Here is a 21,868-nt window from a genome sequence, read left to right as displayed (position 1 = left end):
GGTCTACACCACACCCTCGCACCAGTACCCGGTGGGCAGCGTGCTGAGCCTGGCGCGGCGCCTGGCGCTGATCGACGGGGCGCGCCAGGCCGGCGCCCTGGTGATCGAAGACGACTACGACAGCAATTTCCGCCACGACGGCCCGCCCCTGGCCTGCATGCAGGGCCTGGCGCCCGATGCGCCCGTGCTCTACCTGGGCACCTTCAGCAAGACCATGTTCCCGGGCCTGCGCATCGGCTTCATGGTGGTGCCCACAGCCCTGGCCCCCGCGCTGGCGCTGCTGCTGGACCGGGCCGCACCGCGCGGGCGCACGGCAGAGCAGCGCGCACTGGCCGAATTCATCGTAGGCGGCCAGTTCGCCCTGCACCTGCGGCGCTTGCGCCGCCGGTACCGCCAGCGCCGCGATGCGCTGGTGGCGGCGCTGGCGCAGCACCTGGGCGGCGTGGCCAGCGTGCACGGCGGCACGGCCGGCATGCACCTGGCGCTGCGCCTGCACGACGGCGCGGCCGACGACGTGGCGCTGAGCGCGCGCCTCATGGCGCAGCACGGCATCATGGCCCCGGCCCTGAGCCTGCACGCCGTGGGCCTGCGCGCCCCGCTCTGGCGCGGCTTTCTGCTCGGCTCTGCGCACGTGCCGGTAGAGGCCATGGAGCCGCTGGAGAAAAAGCTGGCGGGCGTGGTGCGGGGCTGAACCGCCGCCTTGAGCGGGTTCAGCGTTGCTGGATCAGCGGAGATATCGGCAGGAGCCGGAAGGCCAGCGAAGCCAGCGCCAGCCACGCCGCAATCGCCAGGCACACCATCCGGTAAGGCTCGATGCCCCACGCCCCGGCCCAGGCCGCCACCACGCCGGTCACCGATTGCATCAGGGCCACGCCCAGGAACATGGACATGGTGTACAGCGACAATGCGCGCCCGGTCATCTCGGCCGGATAGGAGGCGCGTGCGTCGCTGTACTGCAGCACGCCATAGCCGGACAGCAGCCCCATCAGAAAAATAAGCGCCACGGTGCCGGCACCGTGGTGCAAAAAGGCCAGCAGCGCGAACAGGCTGGCCATCAGCAGCGAGGCGTTGCCGATCCAGGCGCGGCGCCGGTGGATGCCCGGGTCCATGCGCCCGAATGCAGCCGGGGTGAAGACCACGATCAACGACAGCGCCAGCGCCACATTGCCGCTGTCCAGCAGCGAGAAGCCAAAACGCTCGGTCAGCAAAGGCCCCAGCCACAGGCCGCGCAGCGTAAGGAACGCGGCATAGCACGACATGCCCAGCACCACGATGCCCCAGGTGTGCGGGACGGTGAGCAGCTCGGCAAAGCGCGCCAGCGACTGGCCCCAGCTTTCCTGGGGGGTGGGCGCTGCGTCAGGGACCACGGGCTCATGCACCAGCACTAGGATCAGCAGCCACGACAGCGCGCTCAGCACGGCGAGCAGGCCGAAACCCGTGCGCCATCCCCAGTGCTGCACCACCCAGGCCAGCGGCGTGCCGGTGAAGATCAGGCCCAGGCTGCCGACACCCATGCTCACGCCCGAGTAGAAGGCAAACCGCTCGACCGAAAAATACCGTGCAATGAACAGCGTGCACGCCACGAACGCCGGTGAGTAACCGACCCCGATCAGCACCTGCCCGGCCATCAGCCAGCCATAACTGGGCGCCATCGCCGACAAGGCGGCGCCCGCGATGCCCAGCGGCGCGGCCGCGAGCACCGTGCGGCGCAGGCCATAGCGGTCCAGGCCAATGCCCATAAGCAACTGCGCGATGCCGAACGACAGGCCGAACAACCCGGCGAATGCGCCCAGCGACGAGGCCCCCAGGCCAAAATCCGCCTGCAGCCCCTGGGCCACGATGGAGGCGGTGGTGCGGTAGGCCTGGCTGAGCGCAAAGCCCGACAGCAGAACCAGGAGCATGAGCCAGAGGGGTCGTGAGCGTGATGATGAAGGGAGCGTGGCAGAGGAATGCTGCGGTGGCATGCAGGGGATTGTGCAGTGCGCGGGCTTGGGGCGCAGGCACACAGGCCGACACCCAGATAGCCCGTTGGTGATTCCTGGTCTGCTTCTTTGGCCGCAGGCTGTCCGGTCGAGCGGATGGTTGGGCCTCGCGCGACGAAGCCGGCAGATTCCATGCGGACGTACCAACTCCGCTCCAAAGCTCGCGCAGTTCGAGCGGCAGTGCGTCCAACGCACGAGCGAAGGCATCCGAAGGGAGCACGGCGAATAGTGCGAGGCCAACGGATTCAATGGCGTTGTCCGGGGAGAAGTTGTGTTCGCGATCGCAGTGATCGGACTTCGCTCAGCATCTCGGTCCGAGTGCCGACGGTGCAAACTTGATTGCCAGGTCTCCAGCCTTCGATGGAAGAGGCCTCGTACCGCACGCAGGCGGCAATTGATCCGCAAAGCGAAGAGCTTGCTCAAGAGTAAGCCTGCGGCGGAATGCATGGAGAACGCCTTTTACCATGTTCTACGCCATGTTCGTGAAAAACGCCAACCGGCGACCAGCCGGCGCCGGGCATGCTCGTGCGCCTCCGTCAGGCTAGCCGCTTTGCGGCCACCGCTTCAGGACGAGCGCGTCTTGCCGATAATTAGAAGGTTACGATGAAAAGCCTCCTCGCTCTGCTGCTGGCCGGCGCCTGCTTCCAGGCGCAGTCCGCCAACCTGCCTCCCTGCGACAGGGCGGTGCGTTTCAGTGCGGCTTGGTTCGCCGACCCGGAGGTGGACAACACCAAACCCGCCGCCGAACTGACGAAGATCGGCGCGGGCGCCGGCCGCAGCGGTACGCAACTCGGCCACGTCGTTGTCGAGACCAAGCTGGCGGTGATGCCGCAGACCAGTTGCCAGGGCGTCGTCGTGCGGCTGGATTACATCAAACCGGTGCTGCGCGTGGCCAGCGAGCTCCCGCCGGGCAGCTGTGCCTATGCGCACGTGATGAAACACGAGCAGACGCATGTGCGCATTCACCGCGACATCGCGCGCCAGTTCCGCGAGCTGGACTATCCCTGGACCTCGGGCGGCAACAGCGCGGGCATCCTGGTCTACGCGAAACAGGAACTCGACCGCCTGATGCAAGCCCAGGTGATGTTCGACAACCCCGAGGAATACGCCAGCAATTTCAGCGCGTGCGGTGGTGAGATCGCGCGGCTGGTGAAGTCCGCTGCGTCTACCAAGTCGGGGCAGACACCGGGTTGAGGCAACCGCCTTCCGCGAAGGCTGATTGATCGCGCCTTGGGCTGGACCAGACGGATGCCGACGGTCAGGCTTGCTGCCGCCGAGACCGGAGTGAGCCACCGCGCCGACCTTCGACTGCGCCACTAGTTCCGCCCCCGCACCCAACAGGCGTGTGGGTAAAGAGCCACTCGCGTGGTTCACGGGGTCGTAGGCACACGGGTCAGAAGTGGCTTACTTCTACATCGCCGCCAACAGGCGGTGCCTTGCGCAAACGGTCCGCGGCCTTGCTGCGCCGCGGTCACTCCATCGTGATCTTCGATGTGGTCACGATGTCCCGGTACAGCGCCGCCTGCGGCTTGATGAAGGCCTTGAACTCGGGGCCGCCCAGGGGCGCCACGGTGATGCCGGCGTCCAGCAGCTTCTGGCGCAGCTCGGGCTGGGCCAGCGTCTCCTTCAGGGCCTTGTCGTACGCGGCCACGGTTGCGGCGTGCGTGCCGGCCTTGAGGAACAGGCCTTGCCACAGCGGCAGGGCCATGCCGTTGAAGCCGTCTTCCTCGCCGATGCGCTTCACGTCCGGCAACTGGGGCACACGCACGGTGTCGGAGACCGACAGGGCCTTGATCTTGCCGTCCTTCAGGAAGGGCATGGCCGTGGAAAGCACCAGCATGGCGCTGTCCACCTGGCCACCCACCAGGTCGTTGGTGATGTGCGTGCCGCCGCGGTAGGGCACGTGCAGCATCGATACCCTTGCCTGCTTGTTGATGAGCGCGCCGTACAGGTGCTGCATGGTGCCGATGCCCGGCGTGGCGAAGTTGATGCTGTCCTTGCCGCCCTTGCGCAGCGCCCCGATCAGGTCGGCCAGGCCGGTGTACGGCGCGGCCTTGGGCACGGCGAAGACCATGGGCACGGTGCTCATCCGGCCCACGGGCACGAGGTCGTTCTCCCAGTCGAGCTTGACCTTGGGGTTGACCATGGGCACCACCACCGTGTCGGTGCCGCCCATGTAGAGCAGGCTGCCGTCGGTGGGGCCGCCCAGCACGCGCTGCGCGGCCAGCATGCCGCTGGCGCCCGCCACGTTCTCGATGATCACGGTGCGCGCCAGGCGCTTGCCCAGTTCGGTGCCCACGATGCGCGCCACCAGGTCGGCGCTGCCGCCGGCCGAGTAGCCCACGATCAGGGAGATAGGCTTGTCGCCCTGGGCGTGCACCAGGCCTGGGGCCGCCGCGCACGCCGCGGCTGCGGTCATCTGGGTAAGGAGGTGTCTGCGTTGCATGGCATGCCTCCTGGTCAGAACGTGTGCTTCACGCCGAAATCGATCGCCGTGGTGCGGGTGAGCCCGTCGCGCTTGGCGGTGCCCAGGTTGGTGTAGAGCAAAGTGCGCTTGCTCAGGTCGTATTGCAGGCCCAGGCCGATCATCTGCGAATCGAGGTTGGTGGCGGGCTTGAGGCTGCCATACATGAGGTAGGTGCGGCCAAAGCTCAGGGGCACCAGGGCCGAGACGCTGTAGGCCGTGGCATCGCCATTGAGCCCGCCCTTGGCGCGGCTGATGCTGGCCTTGGCCTGCACCACGCCGAAATCGTAGCCGCCCGCCAACAGCTCCATGTGGGTGCTGGAATCGAGCCGGTCGAACGCCGCACCCACCCATACCGGCCCGTTCTTGTACTGCAGGTTGCCCGAGGTGGCGTTGCTGCGCGTGCCCTCGCCCAGGGCGGCGGCGATCTCGGCGCTCACGCCCGCGATGGTGGGCGACTTGTAGCCCACGGTATTGGCCCAGCGGATATTGGAGGCTTCCACCGTGGCGGCCACCGGCGTGTAGTTGGCGTAGGTGTAGGCCGAGCCGAGCTGGCTCACATAGCTCCAGTAGGTCGGGTCGGCGTTCAGCGCTACGGTGTAGGCGGCCGAGTATTCGCGGCCGGCATACACCTCGCCCCAGTCCTTGCTGCCCACGGCCACCAACGAGCGGCCCAGCCAGTACACGCTGGCGTTGCTGGGTGCGCCGGTGTCGGCGGCGAAGCGGTGCTCCAGCTGAAAGCGCGAGTACAGGCCGCCGCCCATGTCCTCGCGTGCCGCAAATCCCAGGCGCGAGGTGTTGCCGGCCTTGAGGGTCCCCACCAGCGGCGTCACGCCGCGGCCGGGCAGCAGCGCGCCCGGCGTGGTGCCGCCGTTGGCGCGTGCCAGGCCCTGGTCGACGATGCCGTAGATGGTGAGCGAGGACTGCGCCTGCGCCGGGGCGCTGGCGCCCAGGCCGGCCAGGGCCAGCAGCAGGGCAAGGGAGGTGGAAGTGCAGGCGGGAGTGCCTGCGGGGAAATGCCGCGTCATGGTGGTTCTGTCTCCTATTGGATGGGCTTTGTAGCTGACGCGCAAATTGTATGTATTGAATTTGAATTGTGCAATACAATGCAATTCAATCGATGCGGAGGGGAGACCAAGATGGCATATGCGTCCGAGTCGCTTCACAGGCAAACCAATGCAATACAAATGCAATCCAGGTACATACCCTAGGTTGTATGAACGGAGCACACATGGCGGTCGGAATGTTCGAATCCTTCATCACAGGCCACTGGTTCAATGCCGAGGCCAAGGCCCTGTGGAGCGATGGCGCCACCCTGCAGGCCTGGCTGGATGTGGAGGCCGCGCTGGCCCGCGCGCAGGCCGAGCTGGGCGTGATACCGGCCGAGGTGGCGCCGGTGATCTCCGCCCACGCACGCGCCGAGCTGTTCGACCTGCCGCAACTGGCCGAGGCGATTGCCTTTGCCCAGCACCCGCTGGTGCCGGTGCTGCACCGCTTCGAGCAGCTGTGCGGCGAGCCGGCGGCCGGCTACATCCACTGGGGGGCGACCACGCAGAACATCTTCGACACGGCCAGCGCGCTGCAGATGCAGCGCACGCACGCATTGCTGGCGGGCCACCTGGATGGCGCCATCGCTGCGCTGGCCGCGCTGGCCCTGGCGCACCGGGCTACGCCCATGGCCGGGCGCACGCATGGCCAGCATGCGCTGCCGATGACGCTGGGCTTCAAGCTCGCGGGCTGGGTGGACGAGCTCGGCCGCAGCCGCCAGCGCCTGGCGGAGCGGCTGGCCACCTCCTTCCCGGCCAGCATGGGCGGGGCCATCGGCACCTTTGCCGCCACCGGGCCGCTGGGGCCTGCGGTGCAGGCACGGCTGGCCGCGCAGCTGGGCCTGCTGCCGGCGGCCCTGCCGCTGCGCTCGTCCTACGACCGGGTGGGCGACTACCTGGCCGCGCTGGGCCTGCTGGCCGGCACGGCGCAGAAGATCGCGCAGGACGTGGTCTTCATGCAGCGCACCGAGATCGGCGAGGTGGCCGAGGCCTTCCACATCGGCAAGGTGGGCAGCTCCACCATGGCGCAAAAGCGCAACCCATCGACCGCGCTGCTGCTGGTGAGCCTGGCGCGCATGCTGCGCACGCGCACAGAGGCCGCGATGGAGACCATGGTGCGCATGGACGAGGGCGACTCATCGGCCACAAACGTGGCCGACACCCTGCTGCCCGAGATCGCCATCATCGCCACCTCGGTGGCCGAGACGCTGGCGCGCCTGGCCTGCGGCCTGGTGGTGGATGAACAGGCCATGGGCCGCAACCTCGCGCTGACGCAGGGCTTGATCGCGTCCGAAGCGGTGATGATGCGGCTGACCCGCACCATGGGCCGGCACGAGGCGCACCGCCTGCTCTATGCGGCGGCGCAGCGCGCGCAGTCCGAGGGCGTACCTTTCGTCGACGCGATCCGCGCGCTGCCCCCGTTCGATGGCAGTGAACTGCCGCCTGACCTGCTGCAGGCGCTGGATGCAGCGGCCTATGTGGGCGAATCGGCCGCTCTCACGGTGCAGACCGTGGCGCGCGTGGTACCCGGCGGGTAGCTACGCCGCCGGTGGCGCCACCGATGCCCCCGCGCGCCGCAACACCGGCGTGAGGTGTACGCCATAGGGCGTGTCGGCATCGGCCCAGCGCGCGGTGATCGCGTGGTGCAGCGCGTCGACCTGGTCAGCCACGCTGCAACCCACCACGTCGAAGAAATCCGCATGCTCGTTGGCCAGGTCGGTGCGGCCTAGCAGCACCACACTGAGCTGCGCGGGTACGGCAATGCCGGCCTGGGCCAGCAGGCGTTGGAAGAGTGCGCCGTCTTCTATGCCCCAGGCCACCAGGGCAGTGAAGGGCAGGGCGCCATCGCTGCCAGCGCTGGCCTGCAACTGCTGCACCAGCCGGGTGGTGTAGTCCTCGTGCGGCAGCATGCCGAGGGTGATGGCCTGCAGCTCCACGCCGGGCAAGGTGCCCTGCAGGTATTCGAAGCGCCGCTGCCCGAGTTGCGTGGCCAGAAAGGGGTGCGAGGTGCTGGCATAGGCGATGCGCCGGTGCCCCTGCTGCACCAGCTGCGCAATGGCTGCGGCCAGCGGCTCACCCCACTCGGTGCCCACGGCCTCTACGTCGGCGCCCACCAGCGCCGTGCCATCGACCGCCAGCACATCGCACTTGTCGCGCAGCGCGGCCAGCAGCGCGATGGGGATGGCCTTGAAAGTGGACTGCACCACGCAGGAGTCGAAGCGCGGCAGCCCCTTGAGCACCGTGAGCGCGTGGTCCGGGTCGGTGTACGACAGCTCCAGCACCCGGTGCCCCTCGTCCGCCAAGCGGCGCTGCAGGCCCTCGACCAGCATGCGCCCGCGCGCAATGCTGATGGAGCGGCGCAGCAGCAGCACCGATTTAACGCTGGTGGATGCTGTGGCGCCGGTCGCAGAGGCCTTGGCCCGCTCGGTATCGCCAAGCACCGTTGCCGCCGGTATCCGTGATCCTGCACCTCGGAAATAAGTGCCTCGGCCCACCTGCGAATCGATCAGCCCCTTGTCCTTGAGGCCCTGGAAGGCCCGCTGCACCAGCATCTGCGAGGCGCCAAAGCGCTTCATGAGTTCGCGGATGGTGGGTAGCCGGTCCCCTGGGCTGGCCTCGTGCGCAAGCTGGTCGAGGAATTGTTCGAGGTCGGGTGGGGAACTGCTGCGCATGGTCTCAATACAATACACCGAAAATTGAATTGAACTGAACAGCGAGGGTGCAGGGTCTGATACTGTCGCCTGCATGTGGCGCTCCAACGCCTCTCGCGAGGCGAGGGCCCCTCAGGAATGCACCTCCCACTGGGTTGCCAGCTCCTGCAGGTGTTCCAGAAATGCGCTGGCCACCGGCGACAGGCGTTTGCCTTGGAGCCACAGCACCGACCAGGACGAGGGCACAGGAAAGCGGTTCGCCTTCAGCACGGCAAGCCCTTCTGTCGATGGCTGGCCGGCCAGGGCGTGCCGGGACACCAGGCCCAGCCCCATGCCCGCAGCGACCGCCTGCTTGACGGCCTCATTGCTGCCGAGCTCCAGCCGCACGCGAGGGTGCAGCCCCAGGCGCGCGAAATGCGCGTCGCCAGCCAGTCGCGTGCCTGACCCCCGCTCGCGCAGGATGAAGGGCTCTTGCTGCAGCCGCGCGGCACGCACGCGGGAGGCGCCCGCCAAGGGATGGCCCAGCGCGGCGATCGGGACCAGCGGGTTGTCCAGCAATGCCAGCCGCTCATGCGGCAGGTCGTCTGGAGGCAGGGACAGGATGTAGAGATCGTCCTGGTTGGCGCGCATGCGCTGCACCACGCCATCGCGGTTCAGCACCTGCAGCTCGATGTCCACCTCAGGGTGCCTGGCGCAAAAGGGGCCCAGCATGCGCGGAATGAAGTACTTGGCCGTGCTGGCCAGCGCAACCCGCAGCCGCCCCTGCCGCAGGCCCTTCAGGCCCGCGATGCGCTGCTCCAGCGCCTCCCACTCCGCCACCATGGCGCGCGCGCTTTCCGCAACAGCCTCGCCGGCAGGTGTCAGGTACAGGGCCCGGCCAATCTGCTCATGCAATGGCATGCCCACGGCATCGGCCAGCTCCTTGATCTGCATGGACACGGTGGGCTGGGTCACATGGCATGCGCGTGCCGCGCCGGTGATGGACCCGGTGTCGGCCAAGGCCACCAGAAGGCGCAGTTGTCGAAAGGTGGCATGCATAGAGTTTCATCTATGGGTCGTATCGATACTATTGATTTTCCTCGATTGCCCATTGTCCATACCATTCGCCGCCATGGACATTCTTCTGGACCCCGCCATCCTGTTTTTCGTGCTCGGCGTTGCCGCCGGGTTGCTGCGCTCCAATCTGGAAGTGCCACCACCCCTGTCCCGATTTCTCTCGCTGTACCTGTTGATGGCCCTGGGCCTGAAGGGCGGCTTCGCGCTGGGCCAGACCGGGGTGACGGCGGCTGTCGTGGCGGCCCTCGGGTGCGCCGTGCTGCTGGCCATCCTCATCCCTTTGCTGGACTGGCAGTTTCTCAAGCGTGCGCTGCCTCCGCTGGACGCCATCAGCGTGGCGGCAACCTACGGCAGCGTGAGTGCCGTGACCTTCGTGACCGCCGCGCACATCCTGGAGTCCCAGGGCAACCCCGGCGGCGGGTACATGGCTGCAGCCATGGCCTTGATGGAGTCGCCGGCCATCGTGCTGGCATTGGTGGGGGCGCAGTGGGCCCGCACCCAGGGCATGGCGTCTGGGGGCTCTGGCGCCGCGGCGATGGCGATCGGCCATGCGCAGCCGCGCCTGGCGGGCGTGCTGCGCGAAGCCCTCACGGACGGCGGCACGGTGCTGCTGGTGGGCGCCCTGCTGGTGGGCCTGGTATCGGGCCCCGCCGGGGCGAAGGCGATGCAGCCTTTCACCGGCGACCTGTTCAAAGGCTTGCTGGCCTTTTTCCTCCTGGACATGGGCCTGCTGACTGCGCGCCAGATGGCGGGCTTGCGCTCGCTGGCCCCGTCTCTCTTTGCCTACGCGGTGCTGGGGCCGGTGGTGCATGCCATTTTGGCGCTGGCACTCGCGCGGGTGGCAGGGCTGGCGGCCGATGACGCCACCCTGCTCGCCGTGCTGGCGGCCAGCGCTTCCTACATCGCCGTGCCCGCCGTGCTTCGGCATGCGGTCCCGGAAGCCCGCCCCGCCGTCTACATCGGGCTGTCGCTGGGCATCACGTTCCCTTTCAACCTGCTGGTGGGCATTCCGCTGTACCAATGGATGGCCAGTTTCATGGTGTAGTACCCGAGCAGCATTCCTCTCAAGATACAAAAGGATTTTGAACAGGCTATGGGCATGTCCTTGGATGGACGCACCTGCCATCCCAAGCTGATGGGGTGTGGTGCTGATCAGTACAAGGTCTTCATTCCGACAGGCGTCCGGATGTCTGCCCGGTAGCGGACGGCATCTCCCTTTTGCACCTGCGGCGCGTGCTTTGCGTCAAGCGCTGCATACAGCGCCTCGACGCTGTAGGGGTCAGGGTGCTCGAGGGTGAAGCTGGCAAGCCGCGCCCCCAGGTCCGGCATGGCTGCGATCGGTGGCGGGCGCTGGCCCCGGTCGATCACCGAGGGGGCCACACCTGCGAGCGGCAGCGTGCCCCCGGGCGGAATGGCAAAGGAGTAGGGCGGGGCGGCCCCGGCAGACAGCTGGGTCTTGCGGCCCAGCAGGTGCCCGTGCTGCGCCAGCACCGCGTCGATCTGCTGCGTGCGTGCCACCCAGCCGCGCAGGCGGTGGCCACTGTCCCAGGCCGCCCGCACTGAGTCCCTGTCATCGAGCCCGAACCAGCGCGCCTGCGTCGGGGCGGGCGCGGTGAGGTCGATGGCGATGACTTCGAGGTACACATCGTCGCCCAGCCGCAGCACGTGGTTGTGCGTGCCCATGTCGGGGTGCTTGCGGCCAGAGGGCATGTCGATGTCCAGGCAATCGCGCACATGGGCCACGCCTTCTTCGAGCGAGGGCGCGATGATGGTCAGGTGGTCGAGGGTGAGCATGGGCTTTGTCGGCTGGTGTGGCCGATGGAGCGCGTCAGGCGTTCGCACGGGCTCGATCGAATGACAAGCCAAGATTGAAAATTTTCCGGGCCTTGTCCACATAGCTGTGGCATTGCGCACGGGTGAGCGCATCGATGGCACTGTTGAAAGCCAGCTGCCGTTCGCGTGGAGACAGCCGAGTGTCTCCCATGAGGTCGTCCACCGGATGGGCGAGCGTGACCGCCGCAAAAGTGTGGATGGCGTCGTGTCGGCCAACACCTTGGTCTTGCAGCCGTTGCAGGGCGCGGGACATTGGGCTGCGTGCAGGCAGGAGCATGTTCTCGATGTTGACATGCATCAGCGCGTGCCACTTGAGGTGTGGCACTGCGATGCCGCATTGCACGTGAAAATGCACCACGGCGCGTATACGTTCTTTGCCGTCCAGTGCGCGCCACTGCAGCGCGTGGGGCTGGCTGTCGGCGTCGTAGATGGTGGGGCCGTTCACTGCAATCCTCGGATATTCGTCGCGTCCGTCAAGGCGCAGAACCACTCATCCCTCAACCCATGCGCCTGCCGCAGCTCGGCGTCTGACTGCGGATCGAACGGAACCGCACCTGCCTGCCGGAGCCTTGCACCGTGCTCGCTTGCATAGCGGTGTGCATAGTCTTCCTTTTCCGGGGATGGGCGACTGTCCCACTCGTCCGCGGAAAAGCGCCTGTAGTCCACATGGTGGCCCAGCTCGTGCAGCAGCGTGCGGTAAAGCACCGTGTTGCGCAGGGCGGCGGGCGTGGGCCGGATCTCTATCGTGCGCCGGGTCTTGTGGACCTTGTGGCCATCGGCCTGCAGCCGGTCGAGTTCGCGCCGGTCTTCGGGCGTTAGTGAATTGCGCCAGAGGGTGGGTGCGAGGGGCTGCGCTTCGAGCACGATGGCGCTGCCGGCATGGGGTGCCAGTTCGAACTGGAACACCGCGCGCCCCCACACGGGTCGCAGAATGCGTTGCTTGCGCGTGGGCTGGCGCATCACGATGAAGTCAAGGATCGCGAGGTCTGCTGCGGGGACCTGGGAAAGGATCTCCATCGCGTCCTCGACAGAGCAGGGGTGGAACCAGCCAGTCCGGGTAGGCTCCACAAAAAATCGGAGGTAGTGGCCGTTGACCTGCTGCGTGAAGGTGGCGCACGCACCCAGGCGCTCGTAGAAGACGCTGCGGTCGTGCAACGACTCCGGGATAGTCAGCCGGTTGTCCTCCCCGTGGCCCTGGGCAGGCGTGCCGATGTTCCGGTTTCTTCGGACAGGGTTCCAGCCAGGGCGCATGGGTTTCTGGATTGAGGGTCATCTCGGAGCGACATGCCCATTATCGCGATGCGTCCCCTCACCCCAGCTCCCGCAGATCCACCAGATGCACCGCGCAGGCGTTGCGCCCGCCGTGCTTGGCCGCGTACAGGGCGCGGTCGGCGGCCAAAAGAAGGTCGGTGGGGCGCACGGGCTCGTCGCCGGGGGCCAGGTAGGCCACGCCCACGCTGGTGGTCATCTGCCGGGGCATGTTGTGTTGCTGCCGCAGCGGCATGGGTTCGCGGATGGCCTGCAGCACCTTGTCGGCCACGGTCCGGGCCTCGTCGCACGACGACAGGTGGGGCAGCACGACGGCGAATTCGTCGCCGGCGATGCGCGCCGGGAAGTCCGTGCTGCGCACGGCCTCTTGCAGCCGCTTGGCCATGGTGACCAGGGCCGCGTCCCCGGCGGCGTGGCCCCAGGTGTCGTTGATGGCCTTGAAGTGGTCAATGTCCAGGAACATCAGCGCCATGCCGGTGCCTGAGACCTGGCTGGCCTGCAGGGCGGCGGCCAGGTGGATGTCGAACTGGCGCCGGTTGGCCAGGCCGGTCAGGGTGTCGGTCATGGCCAGTTCCTTCATGCGGCGCTCGGACTGGCGGATGGCGGTCACGTCGGTGGTCAGCGTATAGATGCCCAGCACCTCGCCCACGGCCTGCATGTCCGGGATGTAGTCGGTCTGCAGGATGCGGCGTTTGCCAAGGGTCTCGGATTCGACCTCGAACTGCACGCGCTGGCCCGACAGGGCGCGGCGCAGCGGGTCGGCGCGTTGGGCGTACAGGGCCGGGCCGATCACCTCGGGCAGGGGCTTGCCCAGGGCCTGTTCGATGGGAAGACCTGTCCACTCCTCGAAGGTGTGGTTCAGGAACTGCAGCCGGTGGGCGCGGTCGATGTAGGTGATCATCACCGGCAGGTTGTCGGCAATGGCGCGCAGCCGCCGCTCGGTGCGCTCGTGGCGCAGTTGCAGCTCCTTCACGTCGGTGACGTCGAAGGACATCAGGTAAAAGCCCACCACCGCCGGCCCGGTGCTGCCCTCGCCATCGCCGGCATCGAACTCGGGGATCAGGTGGCTTTGCAGGTGCCGGGGCGTGCCCTCGTGGTCCACGCAGCCCTCGAACTGCGTGCGCCGGCCGGCCAGCGCCTCCAGCAGGTAGGGCAGGTGCAGCGCGTACTGCACGTCGCCCAGCAGTTCCTGGGCGTACAGGCCGACCTGCGGGTGGGCGATGAGCCCGCGCGACTGCAGCGCGTAGTCGTTGGCGAAGAGGCAGCGCTGGCGGGCATCGAAATGGCAGACCACGGCCGGCAGGTTGCACAGCACGTCGCGCAGGCGTTGCTCGCTGCGGGCCAGGCGCTGCTCGGCCTCGCGGCGCGCACGGATGTCGCGCAGGAAGGCGTTGGCCACGGGGCCGCTGGCGGTGGACTGCACCGCCATCATCATCTCCACCGGCACCTCGCTGCCATTGCGGTGGCGGCCCAGCAGCTCGGTGGGGCGCCCCGCTGCCAGGCTGCGGCCCAGGTCCAACAGATGGGTGTAGTCCGTGAGCGGAGAGTGCGGGGGGATGCGCGGCGCCAGCAACTGCACCAGATCCCGGCCGATGGCCTCGGCGGCGCTCCAGCCGAACATGCGCGCGGCCTCGGGGTTCCAGTCGGTCACGCGGCCATCGGCCCCGATAGCGATGAAGGCGTCGCCCGCCGTGTTCAGGATGTTGGCGGTGCGCTGCTGTTCCTGCACCAGTGTGGCCAGCAAGGGCCGCACGCGCCCGCGCAGCGCCCAGGTGCCGGCGGCCACCAGCCCCAGCACCGACAGCGCGATCAGGTGCAGTTGCCCGCGCAGCGGCGCGTACAGCGTGGTGACGTCGGTCTTGAGCACCAGGCCCAGGCCGTAGCTGCCGATAGGCCCGTAACCGGCCACCACCGGCACGCCGCGCAGGTCGCGGGCGTAGTTCACCCCGCTCTGGCCCAGCAGCGCCAGGCTGATGGGCAGGCTGGGCTTGCCCGCCGCCGTCCACAGCGGCACGGTGAAGGGCGCGGCGTAGAGCCGGCTCGGCGCGCAGGCGGCAAGCTCGGCGCGGCGGCGGCAGATCACGGCGTCGGCCGACTCGGTGGAGCGGCGCATCTGGTCCATCAGGCTGTCGAACAGCCTGAGCTTCTGCTCCAAGACCACCTGGCCCACCACCGTGCCGCCCTGGCGCATGGGTACCACGGTGCGCAGCACATGGCCTGCGTTCCAGCGCAGTTCGGCGTGCTGCAGTCCGTCCACATCCAGCGATTCGATGGAACGCGCACTGTCGCCCAGGAACAGCCCGGCCGCGCCCAGCAGGTGCCCGCGCGCGTCGAGAAAGCGCACGCCGTCCACGCTCCCCACCAGGAAGCCGGGGATCAGCCGCTCCAGCTGCTCCCTGGCCTGGGCATCGCGGGGCTCGGCATGGAGGCGCTCCATGGCCTGGGCCACCGCATGGCGGTCGCCCACGGCGGCCGACAGTGCCAGGCTGCTGCGCAGCGCATCGTCGAGCGCCAGCGCATAGGTGCGGGCGGACTGCTCCATGGCCTGCAGCACAGACTTCTCGAAGGTCTCGCGCATCGCGACAAAGCCCGCGATGCCCCCGCCCACGGCCACCAGCGTGAGCGCGGTGATGGCGCGGAAGGTGATGCGCCGCTCCAGCCACTGCGGATCGCGTGTCCGGTCGATGGCAGCCGTGTCGCGCAGCTGCCAGATGCCCGCAGCCAGCACCAGCAGCGCCACGGCCGTGCTCAGCCGCACCTGGTTGTGCGAGGCCACGCGGTACAGCAGCTCCAGCCCCATCAGGTGGCCGGCCAGCCCCAGCGTGGCCACCGCCGCCAGCAGCGCCAGCGCCAGCAGGCCGGCGCGCCGCTGCCGGGTGCGGCGCAGGGGGGCCGCGCACCACAGGGCGGCAGCACCCGCGATGAAGGCCACGCCTCCATTGGGCGAGAGGCTGTGGGCGCCTGGGGCGCGCAAGCTGCTGCCGGTGATGAAGCCGGGCAGGTCGGCCGCCGCATCGTGTCCCGCCAGCGCGCGCCACAGGGCCAGCACGCTGTACAGGCCGGCCGCCAGCGCCAGCAGCGAGGCAGCCGCCTGGGCCGGCCGGTGGGTGTCGGGAAAAGCGCGCAGGCACAGGGCGGCGCCCAGGAGCAGCAGGATCAGCGCGGCGTGGATGCCGGGCTCCAGCGTGTCGGCGATGCCCTTGCCCAGGGCCAGGTGCGGGAAGGCTGAGCGCAGCACCAGAACGAAGGCAAAAGCGGTTCCCAACGCCCCCAGTGCCAGGGAGGTGGTTGCATGCCGGTCGCGCACCATGTGGGCCATTGGATTGCCCTCGTGTCTTGTGACAACATGTTACGACTGGGGCCGCGATTGCGCCAGACAGGACAAACCCCCACATGTGCGTTGCGCGCGGGCCGCCGGCGGGGCACACGCCAAGCCTGCGGCCTGCATCCTGCGCTGCACGGTGGTAGCATGGAGGGGCTCGCGCGCCCTGCGCCAGCCAGGCTGTGGACGACTTCGGCCGTGTACCGACACCCGGGGGACGGCCCTTGTTTTCCTGCAGTGGGACGACATGCCCAAGCCGAACCTTCGCAAAACTCCCCATGGCGCTGTAGCGCATCCGGCTCACCCTGGCCAGCTGCGCCTGGTGGCGCCCGCCACCTGGGCATTACTGGCCGGCGCCTGGCTGGTGGCCGGGCTCTTCATTGCATTCGGCAGCGCCTGGCTCGCGGCGCCGCTGGGCCCGGGCGTGGCGGCCGGCGCCTTCGTGCTGCTGTTCGCCACCATCCTCGCGGCATCCTTCGGGGTGGTGCACGAGGCGGACCACCTCGCGCAGCAGCTCGGGGAGCCCTATGGCACGCTGGTGCTCACGTTGTCCATCGTCTCCATCGAGGGGATCCTGATCGCGTCGGTGCTGCTCGGCCCGGGCGATTCGTCGGCCATCGGCCGCGACTCCATCTTCGCGGTGATGATGATCATCATGAACCTGGTGATCGGCATCTGCCTGGTGGCCGGCGCGGCGCGCCACGGCGACCAGGAGTACAACGCCCAGGGTGCCACGGCCTACCTGGGCATGATCGCGCTGCTCACCGGCACGGCGCTGGTGCTGCCCAACCACCTGGGCGGGGCGGGCGCGTTTTCCACACCCCAGGCGCTGGGCATGGCGGCCATCACCGCCTGCCTCTACGCGGGCTTTCTGTGGCTGCAGATGCGCAGCCACCGGCGCTGCTTCATCCAGCCCGCTGCCGGTAGCATTGCCGTGCCGGCTTCGGCGCCGGTAACGCGCAAGCACGAGGCCCAGCCGGGCGCCGGCCGGCGCGCCGTGCTTGTGCGCTCGCTGGTGCTGCTGGCGCTGGTCCTGCCCATCGTGCTGCTGGCGCATTACCTGGCCATCGTCACGGACTACGGCATCGCCGCCGCTGGCGCGCCTGCCGCCGTGGGCGGAGTGCTCATCGCCATCATCGTCTTCACGCCCGAATCCATCACTGCCGTGCGCGCCGCCATGGGCAACGAAATGCAGCGTGCCGTCAACCTCTGCCTGGGCGCCTTTGTCTCCACCGTGGGCCTCACGGTGCCCGCCGTGCTGCTCATCGGCGTGGCCACGGGCCAACGCATGGCCATGGGCCTGTCAGGCACCGAGGTGGTGTTGCTGGTGCTGACGGTTGCACTGTCCATTCTCAGCTTCAACGGGCAGCGCACCTCGCCGATCCAGGGGCTGATGCACCTCACGCTGTTCGTCGTGTTCGGGCTGGTGCTTTTTCTTCCCTGAGGCGGCAGGGGCCGGGATTTCCCGGAATGTCATCGCATCGACAGTCATGCGCAGCCGCCATGCCTAGCATGCCGCCATGACCTGTTCACCCCCGCCCACGACCGTAACCGACCCCTCCATCCCGCACCCTGACCGCGCGCCCGGCGCCGCGCCCGTCGCCGCCCAGCCGCTGCGCCAGGCGGTGGACTGGGCCATCGTCTCGCGGCGCAGCATCCGCGCCTTTCTGCCCACGCCGGTGGGACCGGGCGAGGTGCATGCCATCCTCGATGTGGCGCGCCATGCGGCCTCGGGCATGAACACCCAGCCCTGGCGTGTGCACGTGCTCACGGGCAGCGCCAAGGAGCGGCTGAGCGCCGCCATCGCCGCCATCGACAACGATGGCGATGCGGCGGCGGCCCTCACCGAGCCCTACCACTACTACCCGCTCGACTGGGTTTCGCCCTATGTGGAGCGGCGCCGCAAGGTGGGCTGGGACCTGTATGGGCTGCTCGGCATCGCCAAGGGCGACAAGGCGCGCATGCACGCCCAGCACGGCCGCAACTACCGCTTCTTCGATGCGCCCGTGGGGCTGATCTTCACGGTGAACCGGGTGATGCAGGCCGGCAGCCTGATGGACTACGGCATGTTCCTGCAGAGCGTGATGGTGGCGGCCCGCGCGCGTGGGCTCGATACCTGCCCGCAGGTGGCGTTCACCAAATTCCACTGGGTCATTGCCGCCGAGCTCGGCATTCCCGATACCGAGATGGTGGTCTGCGGCATGAGCCTGGGCTACGCCGATCCGGCGGGCATCGAGAACACGCTGGTGACGCAGCGCGAGAGCGTCGAGTCGTTCACCACCTACCACGCATGACCGCAGCAAAAAAATGGAGACAAGCATGAGCCACACCCCCCACCGCAGCCCTTACCAGCACGGCCTTGAGCGCACCCCCGCCAACCACCTGCCGCTCACGCCGCTGGGTTTTCTGGACCGCAGCGCACAGGTGCACCCCGAAGGCATTGCCGTGGTGCATGCGCGGATGGCGCAGACCTGGGCACAGACGCGCGAGCGCGCCTACCGCCTGGCCAGCGCCCTGGCCAGGCGCGGTGTGCAACGCGGCGACACCGTGGCCATTCTCGCGCCCAACACCCCGGCGATGCTGGAGGCGCACCTGGGCATCCCCCTGTGCGGTGCGGTCATCAATGCCATCAACTGCCGGCTCGATGCCGAAGGCATCACCTTCATCCTTCGCCATGGCGAGGCGCGCGTGCTGCTGGTGGACAGCGAGTTCGCGGCGCTGGCGGACAAGGCCGTTGCGGGCCTGGACCAGTCGCCGCTGGTGGTCGCCATCCACGATGCGGGCCTGCCCGCGCAGCCGGCCTTCGGTGCAATCGACTACGAAGCCCTGCTGGCCGAGGGCGACCCGGCTTTCGAAGGCCGGTGGCCCGAGGACGAGTGGGACCCCATCGCGCTGAACTACACCTCGGGCACCACCGGCGACCCCAAGGGCGTGGTGCCCAGCCACCGCGGGGCGTACCTGATGAGCCTGCTGCAGCTGACCGACTGGGCCATGCCGCGCAAGCCCGTCTACCTGTGGACGCTGCCCATGTTCCACGCCAACGGCTGGTGCTTCACCTGGGCCATCACGGCGGCGGCGGGCACGCATGTGTGCCTGCGCAAGGTCACGGCCAAGGCCATCTTCGAGGCGATTGCCGAGCACGGCGTGGACCATTTCTGCGCCGCGCCCACGGTGCTGGCCATGCTGGCGAATGCGCCGGCGCACGAGCGCATCGCGCTGCCGCGTCCGGTGCGGGTGCGCACGGCGGGCGCGCCGCCGCCCGCCGCCATCCTGCAGGCGATTGCCGCCATGGGCTTCGACGTGGACCATGTCTACGGCATCACCGAAGTCTCGGGCACGCCGGTGAGCTGCGTGCGCCAGCCCGGTTGGGCGACGCTGCCCGAAGCCGGGCGCGCACAGTTGCAGGCGCGCCAGGGCGTGCGCGCTGCTGCGCTGGAGCACCTGCGCGTGCTCGACCCCGACACGCTGCAGCCCGTGCCGGCCGATGGCGTGACAGCCGGCGAGATCATGGTCCGCGGCAACACGGTGATGAAGGGCTACCTCAAGAACTCCGGCGCCACGGCCAAGGCCTTTGCCGGCGGCTGGTTCCACACCGGCGACATCGCGGTGCTGCACCCTGATGGCTATGTGCAGATCACCGACCGCTCCAAGGACGTGATCATCTCGGGCGGCGAGAACATCTCCTCGGTGGAGGTGGAAGACGTGCTGCACCGCCACCCCGCCGTGCTGCTGGCCGCCGTGGTGGCCCAGCCCGACGAGCGCTGGGGCGAGGTGCCCTGCGCCTTCGTGGAGCTCAAGCCCGATGCCGTGGGAAGCGTGAGCGCCGAGGAGCTGATCGACTTCTGCCGCAGCCATCTGGCGCGCTTCAAGTGCCCGCGCCAAGTCGTCTTCGAGGCCTTGCCAAAAACGGCCACCGGCAAGATCCAGAATTTCCGCCTGCGCGAGATCGCCGGCAGCCGCGAGGCCATCACACGGCTCGCGCAGATTCAGACCGAGCCCGCAGGCTGAGGGTTCAGCCTTCGCGGGCAATCGCCTGCAGCACCTTGAGGTCGATCACCTCGATGGAGCCATAGCCCAGGCGGATCGCGCCCCGGTCCTGCAGCTCCTGCAGCGCCCGGTTGGCCACCTGGCGCGACACGCCCGACAGGCGCCCCAACTCCTCCTGCGACAGCGTGATGCGCCGCGCGGTGTTGGGAAACAGCGCATCGTTGAACAGACCCGACAGGCTGTAGGCCACCTGCGCCGTGGTGTCGCCCAGTCTATCGGTCTGTACCTGCGCCACGTAATGGGCCAGGCGCGCGTTGAGCTGGCCGATCAGCCACAGCGCAAACGGATGGCTCTCGTGCAGCAGCCGCAAAAACTCGCTGCGCGGCAGCAGCGCCACCACGCTGTCGGTCAGCGCCGTCACTGCATAGGGGCGGGGCTCGTCCTTGAGCACCGAGCCCTCTCCGAACCAGGCGCCCGAGGGCACGCCCGCAAACGTGCTGGTGCGGCCTTCGGCGGTGATGTTGTCCAGCTTGAGCATGCCTTGCATCACCCCGGCCCAATGCGCCGTGGGCGTGCTGCGCGCGAACACCGCACCGCCCGCCGGGTAGCTGCGCACCGTGATCGTCTTGCGCACGCGCGCGGCCTCCTCGGCGGTGAGGCTGGACATCCAGGGCGACTGGGCGAGGAAGAGGTCGAGAGGGGCTGCGGTCATGGTGTGTTGCAGGAGGCGGACCGCAGAATTCTGCGGGAGATCGCGGCCTGCGCCAATGGGGAAAAGACCGGAAAGGCCGCGCCGCTGCAGGCGGTCTTCGGCCTGATCGTAAACAGGTGCTACCGCCCGGCTTTGTTCCTTTGGCGGTGCCAGAATGGGCCCATCACCAGACCATGGACGGAAGCTCCCTCATGCCCAGCCCGCGCACCCTGCCAATGACCCTGAAGTCCGTGCTCTGCGCCCCACTGTCCGCGCTGCTGTTGCTGCAGGGCTGTGCCACCCAGGCCGGCGACCCCACCCGGGTGCAGATGGTGTGCGCCGTGGAACCCACGGCCACCGAGTCCATCGCCGAGCCGCGCCGGCTGGCGGTGGTGGAGCAGAAAGTCGGCTTCAAGGACGGCACGGGGCCACAGGTGCGCAGCTACACCGGTGCTGCGGCATGGCCGCTGCTGCAGGCCTGCGCCCAGCAGGCAAAGGCGGCTGCAGACCCGCATGCGCAGCGCGTTGCACCCCTGGGCCGCTATGTGCTGGCCAGCGGTGCTGGTGGCTACAGCGCCGTGTTCTCGGTGGGCGAGCTGCACCCGGACTTCGGCAACAAGGGCAGCATCATTGCCTATGCCGAGCACGGGGCAGGGGAGGGCGATGCTGCGGCAGGGCTGCGCTTTACCGCGCCGGGCGACGTGCTGGGCAGCCGCTACGTGGCCGGGCTCACGCGGCTGGAGGTGCGATCCTCGGGCTCCGTGGGCGCGGGCAGCGGCGTGGCAGCCCCCCAGGCCGTGCAGGTGCTGGGCGCGGTGAAGAACACCTTGAATCTGGACGCGGCCGCCCTGCGCGCGCTGCCCGCCGTCACGCACGAGGTGGGCGGGCGCCGCTACACCGGTGTGGACCTGTGGAGCCTGCTGCACACCTCGGCCGCCCTGGAGGCCGATGGCGACAGCGGCGCCAACGTGCAGGCCATGTACCTGGTGGCTACGGGGGCCGATGGCTACCAGGCCCTGGTGTCGCTGGCCGAGATGAGCCCCGAACTGGGCAACCGGCGCGTGCTGATCGCCTACCTGCTCGACGGCCAGCCCCTGGCGCGCGGCCTTGCTCGGGTGGTTGTGGAAGGCGATGGCAAGGCCGGCCGTTCGGTGTCGGCGCTGGAGGCCATCGAAGTGTTCGCGGCGGCACCCGCGGCGCCCTGACCGGACTGCCCCAGGCCTGACCGGGGCGCATTCACCACCTGCAAAGATATCGCACAACTAAGTGTTTTCCCTATGGTTTGCGTGAATGTTAACGTTAACATTCACCCATTCGAGGCGTTCGCGATGGCTTTGAAACCGTAGGAAATCAGGCTGGCGCTTCGCCAGGGGAGCCCGCAAGCCCTTCCATCGCAGCACTGCCAACTTGTACGACCTGTTCACCTGACTGCCGCACTTCCACCGTCCACCACCATGACCCCGCAAGACCTCAAATCCATCATGGGCTCCGGCCTGCTGTCCTTCCCCGTCACCGACTTCGACGAGCAGGGCAACTTCAACGCCAAGGGCTATGCGGCCCGCCTCGA

General features: G+C 68.5%; 18 protein-coding genes and 1 pseudogene. 9 read left to right on the top strand and 10 right to left on the bottom strand.

From position 1 onward, the window contains the following. Positions 1-691, top strand: a 691-nt coding sequence (locus ACK59X_RS21570; protein WP_409960431.1) for an aminotransferase class I/II-fold pyridoxal phosphate-dependent enzyme, incomplete at its 5' end; no start/stop codon positions are given. Between the two features lie 19 nt (positions 692-710). Here ACK59X_RS21570 and ACK59X_RS21565 read toward each other — a convergent pair. Then, positions 711-1,901, bottom strand: coding sequence for an MFS transporter (locus tag ACK59X_RS21565; protein WP_409960430.1), 1,191 nt, complete (start codon positions 1,899-1,901; stop codon positions 711-713). 684 nt (positions 1,902-2,585) lie between these two features. Here ACK59X_RS21565 and ACK59X_RS21560 point away from each other — a divergent pair. Beyond that, entirely contained in the window at positions 2,586-3,176 is a 591-nt protein-coding gene (locus ACK59X_RS21560) for a hypothetical protein (protein ID WP_409960429.1), read from the top strand. 277 nt (positions 3,177-3,453) lie between these two features. Here ACK59X_RS21560 and ACK59X_RS21555 read toward each other — a convergent pair whose 3' ends face one another. Continuing rightward, the gene (locus tag ACK59X_RS21555) at positions 3,454-4,428 is read right to left on the bottom strand and encodes a Bug family tripartite tricarboxylate transporter substrate binding protein (protein WP_409960428.1); all 975 of its coding nucleotides are present in this window, start codon (positions 4,426-4,428) and stop codon (positions 3,454-3,456) included. 14 nt (positions 4,429-4,442) lie between these two features. Continuing rightward, positions 4,443-5,474: a porin gene (locus ACK59X_RS21550; protein ID WP_409960427.1), complete on the bottom strand. Its 1,032-nt coding sequence runs from the start codon at positions 5,472-5,474 to the stop codon at positions 4,443-4,445. A 215-nt stretch (positions 5,475-5,689) separates the two neighbouring features. Between ACK59X_RS21550 and ACK59X_RS21545 the strand changes: the two genes are divergently transcribed. Next, entirely contained in the window at positions 5,690-7,030 is a 1,341-nt protein-coding gene (locus tag ACK59X_RS21545; RefSeq protein ID WP_409960426.1) for an adenylosuccinate lyase family protein, read from the top strand. On the opposite strand, the gene ACK59X_RS21540 is transcribed toward ACK59X_RS21545, so the two are convergent. Both ACK59X_RS21540 and ACK59X_RS21535 read right to left on the bottom strand, forming a co-directional pair. Continuing rightward, positions 7,031-8,164, bottom strand: coding sequence for a GntR family transcriptional regulator (locus ACK59X_RS21540; protein WP_409960425.1), 1,134 nt, complete (start codon positions 8,162-8,164; stop codon positions 7,031-7,033). Positions 8,165-8,275: 111 nt separating this feature from the next. Then, positions 8,276-9,181, bottom strand: a complete 906-nt coding sequence (locus ACK59X_RS21535; protein WP_409960424.1) for a LysR family transcriptional regulator — start codon at positions 9,179-9,181, stop codon at positions 8,276-8,278. A 73-nt stretch (positions 9,182-9,254) separates the two neighbouring features. On the opposite strand from ACK59X_RS21535, the gene ACK59X_RS21530 reads away from it, so the two are divergent. Then, positions 9,255-10,244: a sodium-dependent bicarbonate transport family permease gene (locus ACK59X_RS21530; protein WP_409960423.1), complete on the top strand. Its 990-nt coding sequence runs from the start codon at positions 9,255-9,257 to the stop codon at positions 10,242-10,244. A 107-nt stretch (positions 10,245-10,351) separates the two neighbouring features. Here ACK59X_RS21530 and ACK59X_RS21525 read toward each other — a convergent pair whose 3' ends face one another. From ACK59X_RS21525 to ACK59X_RS21510, 4 genes are read right to left on the bottom strand one after another with little or no spacing between them, the layout of a single operon-like run. Beyond that, the gene (locus tag ACK59X_RS21525) at positions 10,352-10,993 is read right to left on the bottom strand and encodes a VOC family protein (protein ID WP_409960422.1); all 642 of its coding nucleotides are present in this window, start codon (positions 10,991-10,993) and stop codon (positions 10,352-10,354) included. A 34-nt stretch (positions 10,994-11,027) separates the two neighbouring features. Then, entirely contained in the window at positions 11,028-11,477 is a 450-nt protein-coding gene (locus ACK59X_RS21520) for a hypothetical protein (protein WP_409960421.1), read from the bottom strand. Continuing rightward, positions 11,474-12,283 carry a hypothetical protein gene (locus ACK59X_RS21515; RefSeq protein ID WP_409960420.1) on the bottom strand — a complete coding sequence of 270 codons (810 nt, stop codon included), beginning with the start codon at positions 12,281-12,283 and terminating at the stop codon, positions 11,474-11,476. Before ACK59X_RS21515 ends, ACK59X_RS21520 begins: the two co-directional genes overlap by 4 nt. Before the next feature lie 58 nt (positions 12,284-12,341). Then, entirely contained in the window at positions 12,342-15,620 is a 3,279-nt protein-coding gene (locus tag ACK59X_RS21510; protein WP_409960419.1) for a diguanylate cyclase domain-containing protein, read from the bottom strand. 250 nt (positions 15,621-15,870) lie between these two features. Here ACK59X_RS21510 and ACK59X_RS21505 point away from each other — a divergent pair, with 250 nt between their 5' ends. The 3 genes from ACK59X_RS21505 to ACK59X_RS21495 all read left to right on the top strand — a co-directional run bounded on the left by ACK59X_RS21505 (position 15,871) and on the right by ACK59X_RS21495 (position 19,631). After that, positions 15,871-17,067, top strand: coding sequence for a calcium:proton antiporter (locus tag ACK59X_RS21505; RefSeq protein ID WP_409960418.1), 1,197 nt, complete (start codon positions 15,871-15,873; stop codon positions 17,065-17,067). 76 nt (positions 17,068-17,143) lie between these two features. Then, positions 17,144-17,917, top strand: coding sequence for a nitroreductase (locus ACK59X_RS21500; protein ID WP_409960417.1), 774 nt, complete (start codon positions 17,144-17,146; stop codon positions 17,915-17,917). Between the two features lie 25 nt (positions 17,918-17,942). Next, positions 17,943-19,631 carry an acyl-CoA synthetase gene (locus ACK59X_RS21495; protein ID WP_409960416.1) on the top strand — a complete coding sequence of 563 codons (1,689 nt, stop codon included), beginning with the start codon at positions 17,943-17,945 and terminating at the stop codon, positions 19,629-19,631. Between the two features lie 4 nt (positions 19,632-19,635). On the opposite strand, the gene ACK59X_RS21490 is transcribed toward ACK59X_RS21495, so the two are convergent. Continuing rightward, on the bottom strand, positions 19,636-20,322 hold the full coding sequence (locus ACK59X_RS21490; protein ID WP_409960415.1) for a Crp/Fnr family transcriptional regulator: 687 nt from the start codon (positions 20,320-20,322) through the stop codon (positions 19,636-19,638). Positions 20,323-20,537: 215 nt separating this feature from the next. Between ACK59X_RS21490 and ACK59X_RS21485 the strand changes: the two genes are divergently transcribed. Both ACK59X_RS21485 and ACK59X_RS21480 read left to right on the top strand, forming a co-directional pair. Next, positions 20,538-21,506, top strand: coding sequence for a molybdopterin-binding oxidoreductase (locus tag ACK59X_RS21485; RefSeq protein WP_409960414.1), 969 nt, complete (start codon positions 20,538-20,540; stop codon positions 21,504-21,506). A gap of 249 nt (positions 21,507-21,755) precedes the next feature. Beyond that, positions 21,756-21,868 (top strand): annotated as a pseudogene (locus tag ACK59X_RS21480) (5-dehydro-4-deoxyglucarate dehydratase); the annotation flags it as partial.

The sequence above is a fragment of the Acidovorax sp. genome, from assembly GCF_046339755.1.
Classification (GTDB): domain Bacteria; phylum Pseudomonadota; class Gammaproteobacteria; order Burkholderiales; family Burkholderiaceae_C; genus Acidovorax.
This window is presented reverse-complemented; position numbering and strand designations above follow the sequence as displayed.

Excerpts from the sequence above, each read along its gene's own strand:
- ACK59X_RS21495 (WP_409960416.1), top strand. The coding sequence starts at position 17,943 with ATGAGCCACACCCCCCACCGCAGCCCTTACCAGCACGGCCTTGAGCGC.
- ACK59X_RS21505 (WP_409960418.1), top strand. The coding sequence starts at position 15,871 with ATGCCCAAGCCGAACCTTCGCAAAACTCCCCATGGCGCTGTAGCGCAT.
- ACK59X_RS21500 (WP_409960417.1), top strand. The coding sequence starts at position 17,144 with ATGACCTGTTCACCCCCGCCCACGACCGTAACCGACCCCTCCATCCCG.
- ACK59X_RS21560 (WP_409960429.1), top strand. The coding sequence starts at position 2,586 with ATGAAAAGCCTCCTCGCTCTGCTGCTGGCCGGCGCCTGCTTCCAGGCG.
- ACK59X_RS21510 (WP_409960419.1), bottom strand. The coding sequence starts at position 15,620 with ATGGCCCACATGGTGCGCGACCGGCATGCAACCACCTCCCTGGCACTG.
- ACK59X_RS21485 (WP_409960414.1), top strand. The coding sequence starts at position 20,538 with ATGACCCTGAAGTCCGTGCTCTGCGCCCCACTGTCCGCGCTGCTGTTG.
- ACK59X_RS21555 (WP_409960428.1), bottom strand. The coding sequence starts at position 4,428 with ATGCAACGCAGACACCTCCTTACCCAGATGACCGCAGCCGCGGCGTGC.
- ACK59X_RS21525 (WP_409960422.1), bottom strand. The coding sequence starts at position 10,993 with ATGCTCACCCTCGACCACCTGACCATCATCGCGCCCTCGCTCGAAGAA.
- ACK59X_RS21490 (WP_409960415.1), bottom strand. The coding sequence starts at position 20,322 with ATGACCGCAGCCCCTCTCGACCTCTTCCTCGCCCAGTCGCCCTGGATG.
- ACK59X_RS21515 (WP_409960420.1), bottom strand. The coding sequence starts at position 12,283 with ATGCGCCCTGGCTGGAACCCTGTCCGAAGAAACCGGAACATCGGCACG.
- ACK59X_RS21535 (WP_409960424.1), bottom strand. The coding sequence starts at position 9,181 with ATGCATGCCACCTTTCGACAACTGCGCCTTCTGGTGGCCTTGGCCGAC.
- ACK59X_RS21565 (WP_409960430.1), bottom strand. The coding sequence starts at position 1,901 with ATGCTCCTGGTTCTGCTGTCGGGCTTTGCGCTCAGCCAGGCCTACCGC.
- ACK59X_RS21545 (WP_409960426.1), top strand. The coding sequence starts at position 5,690 with ATGTTCGAATCCTTCATCACAGGCCACTGGTTCAATGCCGAGGCCAAG.
- ACK59X_RS21540 (WP_409960425.1), bottom strand. The coding sequence starts at position 8,164 with ATGCGCAGCAGTTCCCCACCCGACCTCGAACAATTCCTCGACCAGCTT.
- ACK59X_RS21530 (WP_409960423.1), top strand. The coding sequence starts at position 9,255 with ATGGACATTCTTCTGGACCCCGCCATCCTGTTTTTCGTGCTCGGCGTT.
- ACK59X_RS21550 (WP_409960427.1), bottom strand. The coding sequence starts at position 5,474 with ATGACGCGGCATTTCCCCGCAGGCACTCCCGCCTGCACTTCCACCTCC.